Source organism: Cupriavidus sp. UBA2010 (assembly GCF_002335265.1).
GTDB classification, from domain to species: Bacteria; Pseudomonadota; Gammaproteobacteria; order Burkholderiales; family Burkholderiaceae; genus Cupriavidus; species Cupriavidus metallidurans.
On sequence record NZ_DDCI01000017.1, the window covers coordinates 200,663 to 216,911 of the forward strand.

Genomic DNA, 16,249 nt, shown 5'->3' on the forward strand with positions numbered 1-16,249 from the left:
ATGCATTCACTGGCCTGGCCTTTTCGTTTCCACCATCTCGATGGCGCGTTCGCTTTCCTGATCGGCTCTCAGACTTCCTTCGTCATTGCCTTGAAGTCGATCCATTGATCGAATTGTTCGTTGGTGACGTGGCCCGATGCGATGGCGGCCTCGCGCAACGAGAGGTTCTTCTTGACCGCGAGCTTCGCGATCTCGGCAGCCTTGTCGTAGCCGATATGCGGGTTGAGCGCGGTCACCGACATCAACGAGCGCTCAAGCAGTTCCTGAATGCGCGCGCGATCGGGTTCCACGCCTTCGACCATATGTTCGGCGAAGCTCGATGCAGCGTCGGCCAGCAGTGTGACGGACTGCATCAGGCTGTAGATGATCACTGGCTTGTACGCATTGAGTTCCAGCGTGCCGAGGCTGTTTGCCAGTGTCACCGTCGTGTGATTGCCGATGACGCGGCAACAGACCATCGCCAAGGCCTCAGCCTGCGTCGGATTGACCTTGCCGGGCATGATCGACGAGCCGGGCTCGTTGGCGGGCAATTGCAGTTCGGCAAAGCCGGCACGGGGCCCCGAGCCCAGCAGCATGAAATCGCGGGCGATCTTCAGGAATGACGAAGCCGTGGTGTTCAGCGCGCCGGACAGGTCGGCCAGCGCATCGTGGGCGGCTTGCAGCGCGTAGCGGTTTGGCGCAGGCTCGAACGGCAGGCTGGTGTAGTTGGCCAGCGCGCGGGCAAAGGCGACGGCGAATCCCGGCGGCGCGTTGAGTCCGGTGCCGACTGCCGTGCCACCCTGCGGCACCGGCATCGCGCGCAGCATGGCCTGTTGCAGGCGCGACTGGGCATCGGCCACCTGCGTCATGTAGCCGGAGAATTCCTGGCCCAGCGTCAGCGGCACGGCGTCCTGCAGATGGGTGCGGCCGACCTTTACGATATCGTCGAACGCCTCGACCTTCTTCGCGAAAGTCTGCTGGATTTTTTCCAGCGAAGGCAGCAGCGTCTGCTGGATCGCGCGCGTGGCCGCGATGTGCATCGCCGTCGGAAAGCTGTCGTTGGAAGACTGGCTGCAGTTGACGTGGTCGTTCGGATGCACCGGCTTCTTGCTGCCGACCTCGCCGCCCAGGAGCTGGATGGCCCGGTTGGAGATGACCTCATTCAGGTTCATGTTGGTCTGGGTGCCGGAGCCCGTCTGCCAAACGGAGAGCGGAAACTCGCCCGGCCATTTGCCGGCGATCACTTCCTCGGCGGCACGTTCGATGGCATCGGCCAGATCGGGCTTGAGCACGCCGAGTTCCCGGTTGGCGCGGGCCGCGCACAGTTTCAGTATTGCGAACGCCTCGATCAACGCCGGCGGCATTTTTTCGCTGCCGATTCGGAAATTCTGACGCGATCGCTCGGTCTGGGCACCCCAGAGATGATCCTCTGGGACGGCGACGTCTCCAAGGCTGTCTTTCTCGATGCGGGTGGCGGACGACTTCTCGGACATGGACGGACTCCTTCAGGAAAGGGATCGCAGCAAGTGCTGAGTACGATCTGCAAGAATAGCCGCCTGGTGTGATATCCGCCGTGTACTGGAACAAAGTCCCTGCCGCCGGTGCGTGCATGGATGCACGCCGGCGGCGGTTGCCTGGTCAGGTTGGGACGGGGCGCTTCAGGCAGTCATCTTCAGGCACATCTCCATGCAGGCGGCGCAGGCCTTGGCGCATTCCTGGCAATGCCAATGGTCATAGCGCTCGCATTCCTCCTTGCACCACTTGCACACTTCGGCACAGTCTTCGCAGACCAGAGGCGCGAACTCGCTGTTGCGCAGCATGTAGGACGCGGCCAGGTTGGCGATGCCTGCGCAATCCATATCGAGCGCAATGCAGCGCGTCATCTTCTTCGTGTCGGGCTCCTCCAGGCAAGCGGCCGCGCACTTGAGGCATGCGGCGGCGGCGGCATTGCAGGCTGCGATACAGTCGGCGTAACGGGAGAAATTCTCCTGCACGGTGGGTCGAATCATCGGTGTCCTCCTTGGGGGGTAGGTGGTAGGCAACCGTTATCCACAATAGCAGGCGTATCGTGGTCGTGCCGGACACGCGTACTGGTCTACAATGGCACGCCCGTGCCATGCGCTGGCGGAGTCTGGATGAATCCTTTGACTGGGGTTTGGCCGACGAAGCGCGCAGAAGGCAGTGGTAGACGAAAACAGGCAGTCAGAAAGGACAGCATCATGGGTGAGGCAAAACGGCGGGGAACGCCCGAGGAACGGGCACAACAGGCGCGTGCGCGCGTCGATGCACTGCGGCCGGCACAACTGGTCTGCGGGGCCTGCAAGACGTCGTTCACCAATTTCGATGCCATCCCGGCGCCGGGATTGCACGGCATCGACGCGGTATTCGGCGGTCAATGCCCGAACTGCGGCAACGACGTGGTCGTGTTCAAGGGCGAGTCTAAGGCCGTGGCCGAGGCCATGCTGGCCTACGAGAGGATGATGGGCGAGAACGCGAAGCTCGGCTACCAGTCGGCGGACGGCCGCCATGTGCCGTTCGACGCGGATGCGCCCCAGGCGTCGGACGCTTCCGACGAATCTACGAAGCACTGAGCAGCGGCCCCAGCTCTGGCTCCAGCGCTAGCGTCACCGGCCAGCCAATTCTGACACTGTCAGGCGGCTTTCAGCGCCGAAAGTGGGTCAGGCCCCAGCGTCTGCCAGCAGTTCCGCAGGGCCGATTTCATAGCGGCCCCGGCCCAGGGCCTTGGCGCGATACAGCAGCACATCGGCCTGCCGCATCAGCGTTTCCTCGCTGATCGGCGTGCCCTTGTAGAGCGCCACGCCGATGCTCACGTCGACGTCGGCCAGTATTCCATCGAAATAGAAGTGCCGACCGACCGATTCCAGGATCGCGCTGGCAATTCGCTGCGCCGTGGCTGGCGTGCCGATGTCCTCGAGAATCACCGCGAATTCGTCCCCGCCGATGCGCGCGACATGATCGCTCTCGCGCACACAGCGCCGCAGACGCAGCGCGAATGCCTGCAGCAGGAGATCGCCGGTGGCATGGCCGTGGATGTCGTTGACGGCCTTGAAGCGATCCATGTCCAGATAGAGCAGGGCCATCAGTTGCTGCTCGGCACGGCTCAGCGTCATTGCGTCCCGCAAATGGCTTTCGAAGGCGTTGCGGTTCTGGAGTTGGGTCAGGTGGTCCGTTCGCGAGATATGCGACAGCCGCAGATTCTCCACCTTGCGCCGCGTGATGTCCTCCACGTGAATGTGTACGCCCACCACCTGCCGGCCATCCTCGCCCCATTCCGGGCGATAGTTCATTTCCATCCAGTGATGATGCGGGTAGTGATACTCGGCCTCGAAGCTGACTTCCTCGCCCCGCAGTGCGCGCTGCAGGAAGGGCTGGGCGCGTGCGTAGCGTTCCTCGCCCAGCACTTCGCGCACGGTCTTGCCCTGGATTTCATCCAGCGACATACCGAATACTCGTTCGTAGGCGATGTTGTTGAAGACGTAGCGCTCGTCGCTGTCGATGAAGGCCAGCAGTGCCGGGAGCGTGTCGGTAACCGCGCGCAACCGCCGTTCGCTGCGTGCCAGTTGCAGTCCGCGCTGGCGCATGTCACGCATCAGGCGGATGAAGGCGCCGGTGACATCGCCGATCTCGTCGCGGTGCGGTCGCTTTGGCAAGCGCTGAAATGCATCCAGGTCGTTCGCGCTCGCCTGCACCACCTGATGCAGGCGCGAAAGCGGCGTCAGTAACTGACGCACCGCCAGCCAGATCAGCAGCGCCACCACCGACAAGGCGATGGCCGACATCATCAGGAATCGCCGCTGCATCTGGCGCAGCGGCGCGTAGGCTTCCTGCGCCGGCATCACGGCCACGAGTTCCCAGCCTGTGCTTGCCATCAGCCGGCGGGCGATCACGGGTCGGGTCGGCGTGAGAAATTCCAGTGGCGCGCTGTGATCGTCCACGCCGCAGGTCTCGCCAATGGCGCGGGCGGGCTTGCGCGCCATGGTGGGGTCCGGATGCTGGACATAGACGGGTTCGCTGCCGGCCGACACCAGACAGTAGAAGCCCGTGGTGCCCAGCCGGTTGTTGGCGATTTCCACCAGGAAGTTCGAGTTGGCAAGGTTGAGCCAGCCCCCCGCGACGCCCAGGAACTCACCGGACGACGAGAGCACCGGTACCGCCACCAGGACACCCACATAGCCGCCGACGCGGGAGCGGATCGGCGCGGCAACCACGACATTGCGCGTGCGAATGGCCTCAAGGAAGTAGGCGCGGTCACCCACTTCGACGGGCTTGCCGTCCATGGTGAGGACTGTGCCAGCCGCGTCGACGACCATCACGGCATTGAACGCCTCGGGCATCGGTATCGTGCGGTCGATTGCCTGCTGTAGCGCCGCCCGTACGGCATCGTGTGGCTGGTCATGCGCGGAAGCGAGCGTGTCGCGCAGTTGCGGTGCCAGGTGAGAGAGCAGCTCGATGCGGTCGTCCATCGCGGTGTCGAGCTGGTCCACCGACAGCTTGACGATGGAGTCCTGCTGGTTCTGCAGCGCGTCTTCGAGATCGAGATGGGCGAAGTAGAGCGAGCCGATGACGATGCCTCCGCCGAGAATGGCGGCAAGCACCGTGGTGATCAGCGCAATGCGTACCTTGAGCGACGGCAGTAACCGGGGCATGTGAGTGTCACGGAGTCGATGTGGCATCGAAAGCCTGTGAGTTCGCTGGAGCCAGCGCGTCGCGCATGTCTGGTTGCTGGCGAACGTAAGTTATCACGTTCGCCTGATGATGAAAGCCCGGAGAAATCGGGTTTGACAGCCTGCGTTCCATGCGTCTCTTGTCATCGGAAGCGAACCGGCCGCTACTGTGCGGGCGCAGGCACACAAGGTATAGTGCGCCAGACACGGTGTTCTTCGGGTGTCCTTCGCCAGGGAAAGGGCCCACAACGCCTCCACTGCTGTTTCATTCCTTCGTTCATGCAACCGCTCCTGTCACCGCTCGTCTGGCTTCCGCTGCTACTCGCGACGGCTGCTGTCATGCTGGCGGGATGGCTCGCAGGCCGTCTTCGGCGCGAGCGCCAGGAGGCGCGCAAGCAAGCGACGCTCGCGGATGCCTATATCAGCCACATGGCGAAGCACGATGCGCTGACGGGGCTGCCAAACCGGTCGGAACTGCATGAGCGATGCGAAGTACTGCTCGCGGAAGCGCGCCGTCGTGGCAGCGGTGTGGCGCTGCTGTTGCTTGACCTCGACCATTTCAAACATATCAATGAAACGCTCGGCCATCCCGTGGGGGATGACCTGCTGAGGACCATTGCCGACCGCATTCGCGGCGCGGTGCGGCCCCGCGATGTGGTGGCGCGCATGGGCGGCGACGAATTTGCCGTGGCGCTTGGCGACTTGCGCTTCGATGGCGAAGCCGAGCTGGTGGCCGCCAAGATTCTTGCGCGCGTGTCCGAGGACCTGCCACTGGCGGGCGAACATGTTCGCGTCACGCCCTCGCTCGGCATGGCGATCTTTCCCCAGGATGGCAATTCGCTGACGGACCTGATGAAATCGGCCGACGCGGCGATGTATGCCGCCAAGCATGGCGGGCGCGCCCAACTGCGGCGTTTTGCCAGCGAGATGGCGGAGGCATCGCGGACGCGCTTCACGATCGAGGGGTTGCTCCGTCGCGCGCTGGCCAAGGGGGAGTTCCGGTTGCGCTACCAGCCGATCGTCGACGTTTCCAGGCTGGCGCTGCTCGGGGTCGAGGCCCTGATCGCCTGGGAGACCCCCGAGCGCGGCGTGATGCAGCCGTCTGAGTTCATCCCGATCGCCGAGCAGTGCGGGCTCGTCAGCGAGCTTGGCGAGTGGGCGTTGGGCAAGGCTTGCCAGGATATCCAGTCGGTGCGTCAGGAACTGGGGTGCGATATCGATGTCGCGGTCAATATTTCGCCGCTGCAATTGCGTCAGGCAAGTTTCCCGGCGGCCGTCGCGCAGGCGTTGCGCGCTTCCGGGCTGCCGGCCGCCAGTCTGACCATCGAGGTGACCGAGGGCATTCTCGTCGACGGCAGCGAGACCACCGTCGAGACGCTCCGGCAGGTGCGCCAGCTGGGCGTGGGGATTTCGATCGACGACTTCGGTACGGGCTACTCCGGGCTGGGCTATCTGACCCGCCTGCCAATCAGCAAGCTCAAGATCGACAAGTCGTTTGTCGATGATCTCGCCGTGCCAGGACACGACCGGGCGGTGGCCGCGGCCATCGTCGCGCTCGGGCGCCAGTTGCATCTGCAGGTGGTGGCCGAGGGCGTGGAGACAAAAGCGCAGTTCGATTTCCTGCGCGCCGAAGGGTGCGATGCCGTGCAGGGCTACCTGTTCAGCCAGCCGGTTGGACTGGATACGCTGCGTCAGATCCTGCGTGGCGATAGCAGTCTGGCCAATGCGGACGTGCTTGCGGCCTGACATGGCGGCATGACGTCTGGCACGCCGCGGGCGTCCGCAGAAACGGGTACGCAACGTTACGCACGCATCGGGTGGATACGCGGTGGCTGAGACGTTCGATCCCACCCAAACAAACAAACCGGCAGGCCGCTGGCGCGGCGTGCCGGTTTCGTCATTCAAGCGTGGCTTGGGAATCAGGAATCAGGTGTGGGAAACGGTCGCCGGTGCCATGGCGACGGTCTCGGCGACGGGATTGTGGAGTCGGCGATACAACTCGTCGATCCGTGTGCGGCTGGTGGCCAACTCTTCACGCCCCAGTTCGGTGAGCAGGTAAACCCGCCCGATACCGTCGCGCAGGACGCTTTCGAGATAACCCTCCATCTGCAGCGCACGCAGCAGAGGTCGTACGGAGCCGATGTCTACCTGGAATCCGTAATCCATGAGCATTTCCGCAAGCATCGCCACGGTGGCGGGCACCTCCATGGCGAATTGCATGACGTAGACGCGGGCGAGCAAGCCGAGGAACTGTCGTTTCATGTCGCTGGCAACGCTGTAAGGGGGCTGATGGTTGACGCGGGAACGCAACGTGCACCATACGCCAGTTGCTGTATGTGGCCCTGCTGTGACATACGATACAACTTTTCGTCGCGACAAAAAAAGAAGCCGCCAGGATTGCCTGGCGGCTTGTCGGGAATGCGTCGGAGGGGTCAATTAACTCTGGCGCAGTACAGATTTTAAAGGAATCGAATACGCGATGTCACGCCCTGTGCTAGTGCCCCCTACATTTGAGGGGTGATTACGAAAGGAAATCGAAAGTAACTTGCGGCGGAAGCGCAACAATCGCCGCATTTCTGCCCTTTACGATGCGATTTCGATGATTTTGCGGCGCAGCAAAGACATCCCCTCGTCCAGCAGGGGAATGTCCGAATCCAGCGTGCTGCTTGCCAGTTTCAGCGCTTTAATACCTTCCCGTGGAGCCGTTGCTCCGCGCCGCATCGACCAATGTGCTGATTTTGTCGCATATCAGCAACGGTCTGATGTTTTTCGGTTTGATCATTGCATTTCATAAACCAATGAGACCCGCTGACCTGATCCGTCTTCTACTGCTGTCGGCCATTTGGGGCGCCAGCTTCTTGTTTATCCGCATTGGTGCCCCCGTGCTCGGGCCGCTGCCGACGGCATTCTTCCGGGTGCTGATCGGTGCCGTGACGCTTGCCGCCTGCCTTCCGATGCTCGGGCTCAAATGGGACATGCAGGGCAAGTGGCGTGCCGTGATCATCCTCGGCATCATCAACTCGGGCATTCCTTTCGTGATGTATGCCATCGCTGCGCTCTGGTTGCCAGCCGGGTACTCGGCGATCTTTAACGCGATGACACCGCTGATGGGGGTGCTGATCGGCTCGCTGTTCTTTGCCGAAAAGCTGACGCGTGCCAAGGCGGCTGGTGTCCTGATGGGGCTGGCGGGTGTCGGCGTGCTGACGCGGACGGGGCCGGTGGTGTTCTCGCACGAGGTGTTGCTCGGCGCGCTGGCTTGCCTGGTGGCAACGTCATGCTACGGACTGGCGGGCTTCCTGACGCGCCGGTGGATCACTGCTCGAGGCGGTCTGGACAGTCGCCTGGTCGCTGCCGGCAGCCTGGTGGGCGCAACGTTGTTCCTGCTGCCTTTCAGCGCGGTCGCGCTGTGGCGAGAGAACACGCTGCCGGCTGCGGGCCCTGGCGTCTGGGCGGCGATGCTCGCGGTCGGGATGTTCTGTACCGCGATCGCCTACGTGCTGTACTTCCGGCTGATTGCCGACCTGGGTCCGGTCAAATCGCTGACCGTGACCTTCCTGATCCCGCCGTTCGGCATCGTTTGGGGCTGGATGTTCCTCGGGGAATCGCTGTCATGGGCCCACGCCGCCGGGATGGCGCTGATTGGCGTGGCGGTCTGGCTGGTATTGCGACCCGCCGCGCCGGCAGTGGCGCCGGCGCCGGCCCGGTCGTGATCGTCACGCTGGATCAGCGGCGGTAGTAGTCGTCGTGATGGTGCCAGGCGTGGTACTCGCGGCGGTCATACCAGCGGCGGCCGTCCCAATAACGATCCCCGTGCCAGCCGACGACAACTGCCGGCGCCACATAGACCGGCGGGCCAGGGCGGTAGACGACCGGAGGGGGCGGCGCTATATAGGCGGGCGGTGGGGGTGCCACCACCACGGGCGCGGGAGCTACAACGACGGGTGCGGGAGCGACCACCACCGGCGCGGGCACGCCGAGACTGACGCCGATATCGATGCGAGCCATTGCGGAGGCGGAGGCAGCGAGCGCGGCTGCGCCAGCGAGGAAAATCGAAAAGTAGAGAGGACGCTTGTTGTTCATGGTCTTCAGCCTTCACCAGAAGGCGTGAGTTGCTACACCTCAACTCTACCCATGTGGCGTATTACCATTCGCGCGTGTTTGTAACGGAAACTGGCTATTCTGTAAGCAACATCCGGGGTTTCAGCGCCCCGCGCCGATGTCTGCTTCCACTGCTCCAATGCGTGACTGCTGGCAATCGGGGCAGAGTCCATACAGCACCAGCATGTGCTCGCGCAGCACGAAATCATTGCGCGCCGCCACCTGTTTCTGGCGTTGCTCGATCGCCTCGTCACGAAACTCCTCGACGCGGCCGCATTCCAGACAGATCAGATGGTCGTGATGACCGCCCTCGTTGAGCTCGAAGACAGCATGATCGGATTCAAAGCTGTGGCGTAACAGGATGTCCGCCTGCACGAGCTGGTTGAGCACCCGATAGACCGTCGACAGCCCGGCATCGATGCCCAGTTCAAGCATGGTCCGATAGACGTCTTCCGCGCTCAGGTGGCGGCGTTCGCTTGCGCGGAATACTTCAAGCACGTGCATGCGCGGAGACGTGGCCCTCAGGCCAGCGCGCTTGAGTGGGACTACATCGGCATTCACGTTGGAGGTCATCATGCGGATCTCGCCCGCGAGCGGGCGGTGCAATGGAACCAGGCGAGGGCCTGGAATGGAACGGGAAAGAAGAGGTCAGGCGGAAGACGCCCGGTCCGGCGCGTGTTGCATCGTCCCGGGCGGCGCGCCGTGCCTGGACGGCGCGCGGAATAAAAAGGTGGCCTGGCTTGTTGCTGGATGACGCGATCGGGAAAACGGGGTCTGGTTGTTTTCCCGATCTTCCTGCAACTGGCTACTACCAAACGCTCCGTGTTTCGGAGCGGTCCCCACAAAAGTCGGTATCGGGCGTCGCGAGCCTGGTTTCAGCCGAAGACGACGCTCTGAAATCTTGTACTGTCCGGTCCCGGCGACTCGCCGCGCGTCAGACAGTGATCGGATAGTAAATGGGAATCGATCTCATTACAAGGGATTTTTTCGATCGGGGTTTGCGGTCCGATAGGTAGGGCCGGTATCAAGCAGCGGATTCGCCGACACTCGCCCCACTGCGGCATTGCCGCTTGTCGTGCCGTTTCCGACTGTCCGAACGTGTTCAGACCGAACATGCTCCGGCCTTCTGGCTGCTAGCGCACAGATCTTGCCATTCGAGCGAGCGTAGTAATGGCAATACTTGCCGGGTTCCTGGGCAAGAGCCCGCTCTGCATGCTTGCCATGCCGCTATCGAATCCGCGTTGATGGCGGGGCGGCAAAGCGCAGTGCGCCGTCGTCCTGACATTCGTAGGATGCGCTGTGGGTGACAATCTCAAATCGGCTTGCGCCGCTCTCATATCCGCCAGTGTCATCATCTTTGCCTATGCAAAGGTCTCGAACACCGAGGTAACTTCCGTGCTTGCCCAATTGTTCCACGTGGTCGCCGAGCCGTTGCGCTGGCTCCTCTAGAGCGGCCGTCCCCGGGGCGGACGCATAGTAGAGAATGCATCCCTGGACTGGATCCCGGGCCAAGTTCATCGACGCGACCGCAGTCGGAAGCCGAAGCAAGTTCTGGCTAGTTCATTCCCGCCAGACACGCTGGTATTCCCCGGCTGCCAGCGCCAACCCCCGAACCTATACTTCAACGTTGTTGCAGCGCGACTTCATGCCAGTCGCCCACGCGTGGCGGCGGGGTACTGCTGGGTGTTGGCTGGAATGCCGCGCACCGTTCAATGTATTGGTAATTCGTTGTCCATTCGAGAGCGCTCTACCGCGCCAACCAGGAGACAAGGATGAAAGACGGGGCATCAGGAGCTGCGGCATTCGTCGCCGCACGGGATTTTCTGCTGCGACATCGCGCGGACTACGAACGCGCATACGGGGAATTTGCCTGGCCGCAGCTCGGCGAATTCAACTGGGCGCTCGATTACTTCGACGTCATGGCTCGGGGAAACGACAATCCCGCACTCTGGATTGTGGACAGCCCCGATGATGCGGGCGCGCCATTGTCTTTCAGGGAGATGTCGGAACGGTCTTCTCGCATGGCCAACTACCTGCGTGGCGTAGGTGTCTCGCGCGGCGACCGGCTCCTCCTGATGCTGCCCAATCGGGTCGAGTTGTGGGACGTCATGCTGGCGGCGATGAAGCTCGGTGCCGTCGTGCTGCCTGCCACGACCCAGCTATCTCCCGACGATGTTCGTGATCGCGTGCAACTCGGCGAGGCGCGGTTCGTCGTGGTTGACGGTGCGGAGCTGGGCAAATTCGACGGCGTTGACGCGAGTGTCACCCGTATCGCGGTGGGCGAGCGTGTCGCCGGGTGGCATCACATCGGCGACGCGTATCAGGCGTCGCCAACCTTCGTCCCGGACGGGGTGACTCGCGCGACGGATCTGCTGCTCCTGTATTTCACGTCGGGCACGACATCGAAACCGAAGCTGGTCGAACACACGCATCAGAGCTATCCAGTTGGCCACTTGTCGACGATGTACTGGATTGGGCTGCAGCCCGGAGACATCCACTGGAACATCAGTTCCCCGGGATGGGCCAAGCACGCATGGAGTTGCTTCTTCGCGCCTTGGAATGCCCAGGCGTGCGTCTTCATCTACAACTTCGCCCGCTTTGTTCCGAGGGATGCGCTGGACGTGCTCGTGAAACGCAACGTAACCACGCTCTGCGCCCCGCCCACGGTATGGCGAATGCTCGTGCAGGAGCCATTGGCTTCGTATGCGGTAAAGCTGCGCGAGATCGTCGGGGCAGGAGAACCGCTCAACCCGGAAATCATCGAGCGGGTGCAGAGCGCGTGGGGCATCACCATTCGCGACGGATTCGGGCAGACCGAGACTACCTGCCAGATCGGCAACCCGCCGGGTCAGCCCGTCGTGCCCGGCTCGATGGGCAGGCCGCTTCCCGGGTACCGTGTCGATCTGGTGGATCCGGATGATCATCTCGCAAACGAAGGCGAGATCGTCCTCTCGCTGGCCAGCCGCCCGCTTGGATTGATGGCGGGCTATTCGAACAACGAGAAGGCGACTGCGGAAGCCATGCGCAATGGCTTCTATCACACGTCCGATATCGCGATGCGCCGGGACGACGGGTACCTTGTCTACGTGGGTCGTGCGGACGATGTCTTCAAGGCATCGGACTACCGGCTGAGTCCATTCGAACTGGAGAGCGTCCTGATCGAACACGAAGCCATTGGCGAGGCCGCCGTTGTGCCGAGCCCAGACCCGGTGAAGCTGTATGTACCAAAGGCCTATGTCACGGTTCGCCAGGGCTACGAGGCGGGCCCCGAACTGGCCAGGGCAGTATTCCGCTTTTCGAGAGAGAAGCTTGCCCCGTACAAGCGGATTCGCAGGCTGCAGTTCAGCGAGCTACCCAAGACGATCTCCGGAAAGATCCGGCGCGTTGACCTCCGCCGCCGCGAGATGGAGCGCGAGGATCAGTCGTCGAGGATGCCCGGGGAATACTGGGAAGAAGATTTCCCCGACTTGCGTTGACTGATGTTGACTGATGGCGTGGCAAGACCCGCGGAGGGCGGATCAGGAACCGCACTCCGCTAGCCGAACTTGCGATTTCGTGCCGACGGCAGGCACCCGGCGCGGTCTGGTTTTCCCGGTTCCATCACCCCTGATCCGGGCTTAAACTTGACGCCTCGCTGATATCACGGGGCGCTCAGATGGATAACAGGACGGTCAAATCCGCGGATCGTGTGTTCGACCTGCTGGAGTTGTTTGAACGCGTGCGCCGGCCGCTGCGCGTTGGCGAGATTGCCGAGCGTCTTGGCGTTCCCCAGTCCAGTGTTTCCATGCTGCTGCGAACGATGGTGGCGCGCGGCTATATGGAGTTCGACGCGCAGATGCGCAGCTACTGCCCCTCCGTCCGGGTGGCATTCATGTGCGGATGGACCACGCGAAAGCAGGGCGCCGGCGCCTCCGTCCACGACGCGATGCAGCGGCTATCGAGCGAGACCGGCGAGACGGTGCTGCTGGGGCGCCAGAGCGGCAATATGCTGCAGTACCTCTCCGTTATCGAATCCAGCCAGGGGCTCCGCCTGTCGGTATCGTCCGGCACCATCCGGCCGATGCATCGCACCGCCATCGGCATCATGCTGATGAGCCGGATGGAAGACGAACAGATCGGACGGATGCTGCGCCGATTCAATGCCGAGGTTCCTGCTGGCGAGTCAGCCGTGCGGCCCGCCGAGATCATGCGTGCCATCGAGCAGGCACGTCGGCAGGGGTACTACGAATCGGCCAGTCTTGCCTCCCCGGGGGCCGGCGTGATCGCCACGCTTGTGGCGACGCCGATACGAGGACAGTGGCTCGGCATCGGCACCGGTGGCCCGGTGGCGCGGCTGCACGCGCGGCGCAAGAAGCTGCTGGCCGCCGTGCTCGCGGTGGCGCAGGACTGCTGAGCGCCGCTGTCCGGGAAGAATCAACCAGTTAGCCGGGCAACTGCTGACTGCGTGTCTGAATCGCATCCAGCTTGGTCAGTAGTCGCGTCGCCTGTTCCAGATGCAGGCGCTCGACCATGCGTCCATCCAGATTGATGACACCCGCCGCTTCGTGTTCGGGACGCGCGAAGGCGGCCACGATCGCGCGCGCATCGGCAATCGCGGCGTCTGACGGCGTGAACGCCCGGTTGGCGGGCTCGACTTGCGAAGGGTGGATCAGCGTCTTGCCGTCGAAACCCATCCGCACTGACTGCAGCACCTCGTTGTCGAAGCCCGCGCGGTCGCCGAAGTCGTTCCACACGCCATCCAGCACCTCGATGCCATATCGCTTGGCCGCGAGCACGATGGACATCAGCCACGGCACCAGATACATGCGATTGTCGCCGGGATAGACGCCGGTTTCCTTCGCGATGTCGTTGGTACCGACGACCAGGCACGCGAGCGAGACCCGGCTGTCCTTGCCGGCACGCAGAATGTCGTCGACATGATGGATGGCGCAGGCGGTCTCCATCATGGCCCACAGCCGGGGCGCGGGGCCGTCCACAAGCTTGCCGACCGCGGTGGCGAATGTCTCCAGATCTGCACCGGTGTCGACCTTCGGCAACAAGACGGCATCCGCGCGGCACGTGGCGGCCGCGCGAAGATCCGCGTCGAATTCGGGCGTTCCCAGTGCATTCACTCGAATCACGGTCTCGTGCACTGCAAATGGCTGCGCCGCGAACGCGGCGATCAGGTTCTCGCGGGCCTGGGCCTTCATGGCGGGCGCCACGGCGTCCTCCAGATCGAACACGATGACATCGCAAGGCAGGTTGCGGACCTTCTCGATGGCGCGTGGATTGCTCGCGGGCACATAGAGCACGGAGCGGCGAGGCGTGGTGGTGTTCATGGTCATGGGGTAGTGAGTGATGAAGAACGGCGCAGGCATCAAGGATGACACGGAGGCCGCAACCAGGCTTGCGATCGCAATCGAACGCTGATGCAAGTTTCCGCCGCGGGATTGTCGTGGCTCATCACATATGTGATGGATCGGCGCAATCCGGAACCATCACATATGTGATGCCACGCCCGCGGCCAATTGCCAATACTCAAGCCCATCGACAACAACCCAGCGCCCGCCACCACGGGTCGCCTCCGAGTGGAAACTGACAACACCATCGATAAAGCCACTGCTGGCAGCGGCACTGGCACTGGCTTTACCCAGGCAATGGCCACCTGGATCAGCACGGTCGACGATGCGGAGATCGGCGAGCCAGCTTTCGAGTGGGCACGACATGCCATGCTCGACTGGGTCGCGGTCACCATCGCCGCTGCCAGTGAGCCGCTCGTGGAAATGCTCACGGCAGAGTACGCCAGCCAGGCCGCACTGCCTTGCGCGCTGCTGGGCAGTTCGCGCCGCGCGGAGATGGCGCAGGCCGCGCTGATCAATGGCTCGGCCGGCCACGCCCTCGACTTCGATGACGTTGCTTCGGCGATGCATGGCCACCCGACCGTACCCGTGGCGCCCGCGGCGCTGGCAATGGCGCAGGCCACCCGCGCCAGTGGCAAGGACCTGCTGCGCGCGCTCGTGGTGGGGCACGAAGTGGAAAGTAGGATTGGTGAGATCGTGGGCACGGAACAGTATCAGCTGGGCCTGCATCCCACCGGCACAACGGGCACGCTAGGCGCGGCCGCAGCGTGTGCCAGGCTGAGTGGATTGGATCCGACCACCACGGCGCACACGCTGGGACTGGCCGCGACACAGGCCGCGGGGCTCAAGTGCATGTTCGGCACGATGGCCAAGCCGCTGCACGCGGGCAAGGCGGCCATGAACGGCGTGATGGCCGCCCGGCTGGCAGCACGTGGTTTTACCGCCAATCCGAACGGCATTGAATGTTCGCAGGGCTTCGGTAGCACGCAGTCGCATGCCGCACCGGTGTTTCCGGATGCGTTCGAACGGCGGACGAGCATGGCCATCGAACGCACGCTGTTCAAGTTCCATGCCTCCTGCTACCTCACGCACTCGACCATCGAGGCTGTGCGTGCCGCGTGCCGTGAGCATCAGATCGATCTGGATGCACTGGAGGCAATGACCATCTTCGTGGCCGGCCCACATCGCGGCGTGTGCGACATCGCCAATCCGCAGTCCGGCCTGGAGATCAAGTTCGCGATCCAGCATCTCGCGGCGCTGGCCATGGATGGTGCGCCCACCGCTTCGCTCGCGTTGTACTCACCCGAAACCGCGTGCGCGCCGCGCTACGTCAAGGCACGGAAGCGGATCGCGCTGGAGGTGGTGCAGGGCCCGGATCGTAATGCTGCCACCGTGCAGATCGTGACGCGCGACGGCCGCACGATTCGCGCGCAAGCCAACGTCGCGGTCCCGGCCACCGATCTCGCATTGCAGTGGCAACTCCTGGTCGACAAGGCGCGCGCCATCGTCGTGCCGCGCGTGGGCGCGGCGAAATTCGCAAAGCTGGTGTCCGCGATCGAGTCGCTGGACCGGCTCCCTTCCGTTGAACCCTTGTTCGAGGCGATCCAATGACCTCCACTCAATCAAAAGCCGGTCTCGCGACTGAGAACCCCGTCGACCCGGTTGTCGCACGCCTGAGGCGGGACGCCCAGCTACGCGTCCGCGGCAACCGCTACGAGGACTTCGAACCAGGCCTGCGCTTTGCGCACCACTGGGGCCGTACGGTAACGGCGGCGGACAACACCATGTTCTCGGTGCTGACGTTGCACTACAACCCGCAGTACACCAATGACGCGGTGGCGCAGGCCAACGGTTATGCGGGCGTGCCACTCAATCCGCTGCTGGTGTTCAACACGGTCTTCGGCCTCTCGGTGGAAGACCTGTCCGAAGGCGGTGGCCCATTTCTGGGCGTGGATGAGCTGGCGTACCTCAAGCCGGTCTATCCCGGCGAGACGCTCTACGCCAGTTCGGAGGTCGTGTCACGCCGGCCCGCCAGCAATCGGCCCGGCTACGGCATCGTGACATGGCACACGCACGGCACCAATCAGCAAGGCGAAACAGTCATCGAGTTCAAACGATCCAATCTGGTCAGGATGAGGGGATAAGCAT

General features: G+C 63.2%; 14 protein-coding genes. 7 read left to right on the forward strand and 7 right to left on the reverse strand.

Annotated features, from left to right (window positions below):
• Positions 1-68: 68 nt before the first annotated feature.
• A complete protein-coding gene (gene fumC, locus B2246_RS13560) occupies positions 69-1,472 on the reverse strand; it encodes a class II fumarate hydratase (RefSeq protein ID WP_286882396.1) in 1,404 nt (467 codons plus the stop codon).
• 165 nt (positions 1,473-1,637) lie between these two features.
• Entirely contained in the window at positions 1,638-1,988 is a 351-nt protein-coding gene (locus B2246_RS13565; RefSeq protein ID WP_008643972.1) for a four-helix bundle copper-binding protein, read from the reverse strand.
• 210 nt (positions 1,989-2,198) lie between these two features.
• Between B2246_RS13565 and B2246_RS13570 the strand changes: the two genes are divergently transcribed.
• Positions 2,199-2,570, forward strand: a complete 372-nt coding sequence (locus B2246_RS13570; protein WP_008643973.1) for a hypothetical protein — start codon at positions 2,199-2,201, stop codon at positions 2,568-2,570.
• Positions 2,571-2,657: 87 nt separating this feature from the next.
• On the opposite strand, the gene B2246_RS13575 is transcribed toward B2246_RS13570, so the two are convergent.
• Positions 2,658-4,646, reverse strand: coding sequence for a sensor domain-containing diguanylate cyclase (locus B2246_RS13575; RefSeq protein WP_035882878.1), 1,989 nt, complete (start codon positions 4,644-4,646; stop codon positions 2,658-2,660).
• Between the two features lie 18 nt (positions 4,647-4,664).
• On the opposite strand from B2246_RS13575, the gene B2246_RS13580 reads away from it, so the two are divergent.
• Complete coding sequence (locus B2246_RS13580; protein WP_317915399.1) at positions 4,665-6,410, forward strand: putative bifunctional diguanylate cyclase/phosphodiesterase; 1,746 nt, start codon at positions 4,665-4,667, stop codon at positions 6,408-6,410.
• Positions 6,411-6,590: 180 nt separating this feature from the next.
• Here the strand turns inward: B2246_RS13580 and B2246_RS13585 are convergent, their stop codons facing one another.
• Positions 6,591-6,926: a PadR family transcriptional regulator gene (locus B2246_RS13585; RefSeq protein WP_008643977.1), complete on the reverse strand. Its 336-nt coding sequence runs from the start codon at positions 6,924-6,926 to the stop codon at positions 6,591-6,593.
• Between the two features lie 536 nt (positions 6,927-7,462).
• Between B2246_RS13585 and B2246_RS13590 the strand changes: the two genes are divergently transcribed.
• Positions 7,463-8,374: a DMT family transporter gene (locus B2246_RS13590; RefSeq protein WP_186425751.1), complete on the forward strand. Its 912-nt coding sequence runs from the start codon at positions 7,463-7,465 to the stop codon at positions 8,372-8,374.
• 13 nt (positions 8,375-8,387) lie between these two features.
• Here the strand turns inward: B2246_RS13590 and B2246_RS13595 are convergent, their stop codons facing one another.
• Entirely contained in the window at positions 8,388-8,744 is a 357-nt protein-coding gene (locus tag B2246_RS13595) for a hypothetical protein (RefSeq protein WP_286882392.1), read from the reverse strand.
• Between the two features lie 120 nt (positions 8,745-8,864).
• Positions 8,865-9,338, reverse strand: coding sequence for a ferric iron uptake transcriptional regulator (gene fur, locus B2246_RS13600; RefSeq protein WP_186425750.1), 474 nt, complete (start codon positions 9,336-9,338; stop codon positions 8,865-8,867).
• Between the two features lie 1,196 nt (positions 9,339-10,534).
• Here fur and B2246_RS13605 point away from each other — a divergent pair.
• Together B2246_RS13605 and B2246_RS13610 are read left to right on the forward strand one after the other, a co-directional pair.
• Positions 10,535-12,238, forward strand: coding sequence for an AMP-binding protein (locus tag B2246_RS13605; protein ID WP_008643985.1), 1,704 nt, complete (start codon positions 10,535-10,537; stop codon positions 12,236-12,238).
• A 179-nt stretch (positions 12,239-12,417) separates the two neighbouring features.
• Positions 12,418-13,155, forward strand: coding sequence for an IclR family transcriptional regulator (locus tag B2246_RS13610; protein ID WP_035882875.1), 738 nt, complete (start codon positions 12,418-12,420; stop codon positions 13,153-13,155).
• Between the two features lie 28 nt (positions 13,156-13,183).
• On the opposite strand, the gene B2246_RS13615 is transcribed toward B2246_RS13610, so the two are convergent.
• The gene (locus B2246_RS13615; protein ID WP_286882391.1) at positions 13,184-14,131 is read right to left on the reverse strand and encodes an HpcH/HpaI aldolase/citrate lyase family protein; all 948 of its coding nucleotides are present in this window, start codon (positions 14,129-14,131) and stop codon (positions 13,184-13,186) included.
• Between the two features lie 198 nt (positions 14,132-14,329).
• On the opposite strand from B2246_RS13615, the gene B2246_RS13620 reads away from it, so the two are divergent.
• The gene (locus tag B2246_RS13620) at positions 14,330-15,712 is read left to right on the forward strand and encodes an MmgE/PrpD family protein (protein WP_286882390.1); all 1,383 of its coding nucleotides are present in this window, start codon (positions 14,330-14,332) and stop codon (positions 15,710-15,712) included.
• Positions 15,709-16,245, forward strand: coding sequence for a MaoC family dehydratase (locus B2246_RS13625; RefSeq protein ID WP_051705400.1), 537 nt, complete (start codon positions 15,709-15,711; stop codon positions 16,243-16,245). Before B2246_RS13620 ends, B2246_RS13625 begins: the two co-directional genes overlap by 4 nt.
• Positions 16,246-16,249: the final 4 nt, after the last annotated feature.

What these genes read in the sequence shown, in the direction of transcription:
- fumC (WP_286882396.1), bottom strand. Translation starts at nt 1,472, where the DNA reads ATGTCCGAGAAGTCGTCCGCCACCCGCATCGAGAAAGACAGCCTTGGA.
- B2246_RS13565 (WP_008643972.1), bottom strand. Translation starts at nt 1,988, where the DNA reads ATGATTCGACCCACCGTGCAGGAGAATTTCTCCCGTTACGCCGACTGT.
- B2246_RS13570 (WP_008643973.1), top strand. Translation starts at nt 2,199, where the DNA reads ATGGGTGAGGCAAAACGGCGGGGAACGCCCGAGGAACGGGCACAACAG.
- B2246_RS13575 (WP_035882878.1), bottom strand. Translation starts at nt 4,646, where the DNA reads ATGCCCCGGTTACTGCCGTCGCTCAAGGTACGCATTGCGCTGATCACC.
- B2246_RS13580 (WP_317915399.1), top strand. Translation starts at nt 4,665, where the DNA reads ATGTGGCATCGAAAGCCTGTGAGTTCGCTGGAGCCAGCGCGTCGCGCA.
- B2246_RS13585 (WP_008643977.1), bottom strand. Translation starts at nt 6,926, where the DNA reads ATGAAACGACAGTTCCTCGGCTTGCTCGCCCGCGTCTACGTCATGCAA.
- B2246_RS13590 (WP_186425751.1), top strand. Translation starts at nt 7,463, where the DNA reads ATGAGACCCGCTGACCTGATCCGTCTTCTACTGCTGTCGGCCATTTGG.
- B2246_RS13595 (WP_286882392.1), bottom strand. Translation starts at nt 8,744, where the DNA reads ATGAACAACAAGCGTCCTCTCTACTTTTCGATTTTCCTCGCTGGCGCA.
- fur (WP_186425750.1), bottom strand. Translation starts at nt 9,338, where the DNA reads ATGATGACCTCCAACGTGAATGCCGATGTAGTCCCACTCAAGCGCGCT.
- B2246_RS13605 (WP_008643985.1), top strand. Translation starts at nt 10,535, where the DNA reads ATGAAAGACGGGGCATCAGGAGCTGCGGCATTCGTCGCCGCACGGGAT.
- B2246_RS13610 (WP_035882875.1), top strand. Translation starts at nt 12,418, where the DNA reads ATGGATAACAGGACGGTCAAATCCGCGGATCGTGTGTTCGACCTGCTG.
- B2246_RS13625 (WP_051705400.1), top strand. Translation starts at nt 15,709, where the DNA reads ATGACCTCCACTCAATCAAAAGCCGGTCTCGCGACTGAGAACCCCGTC.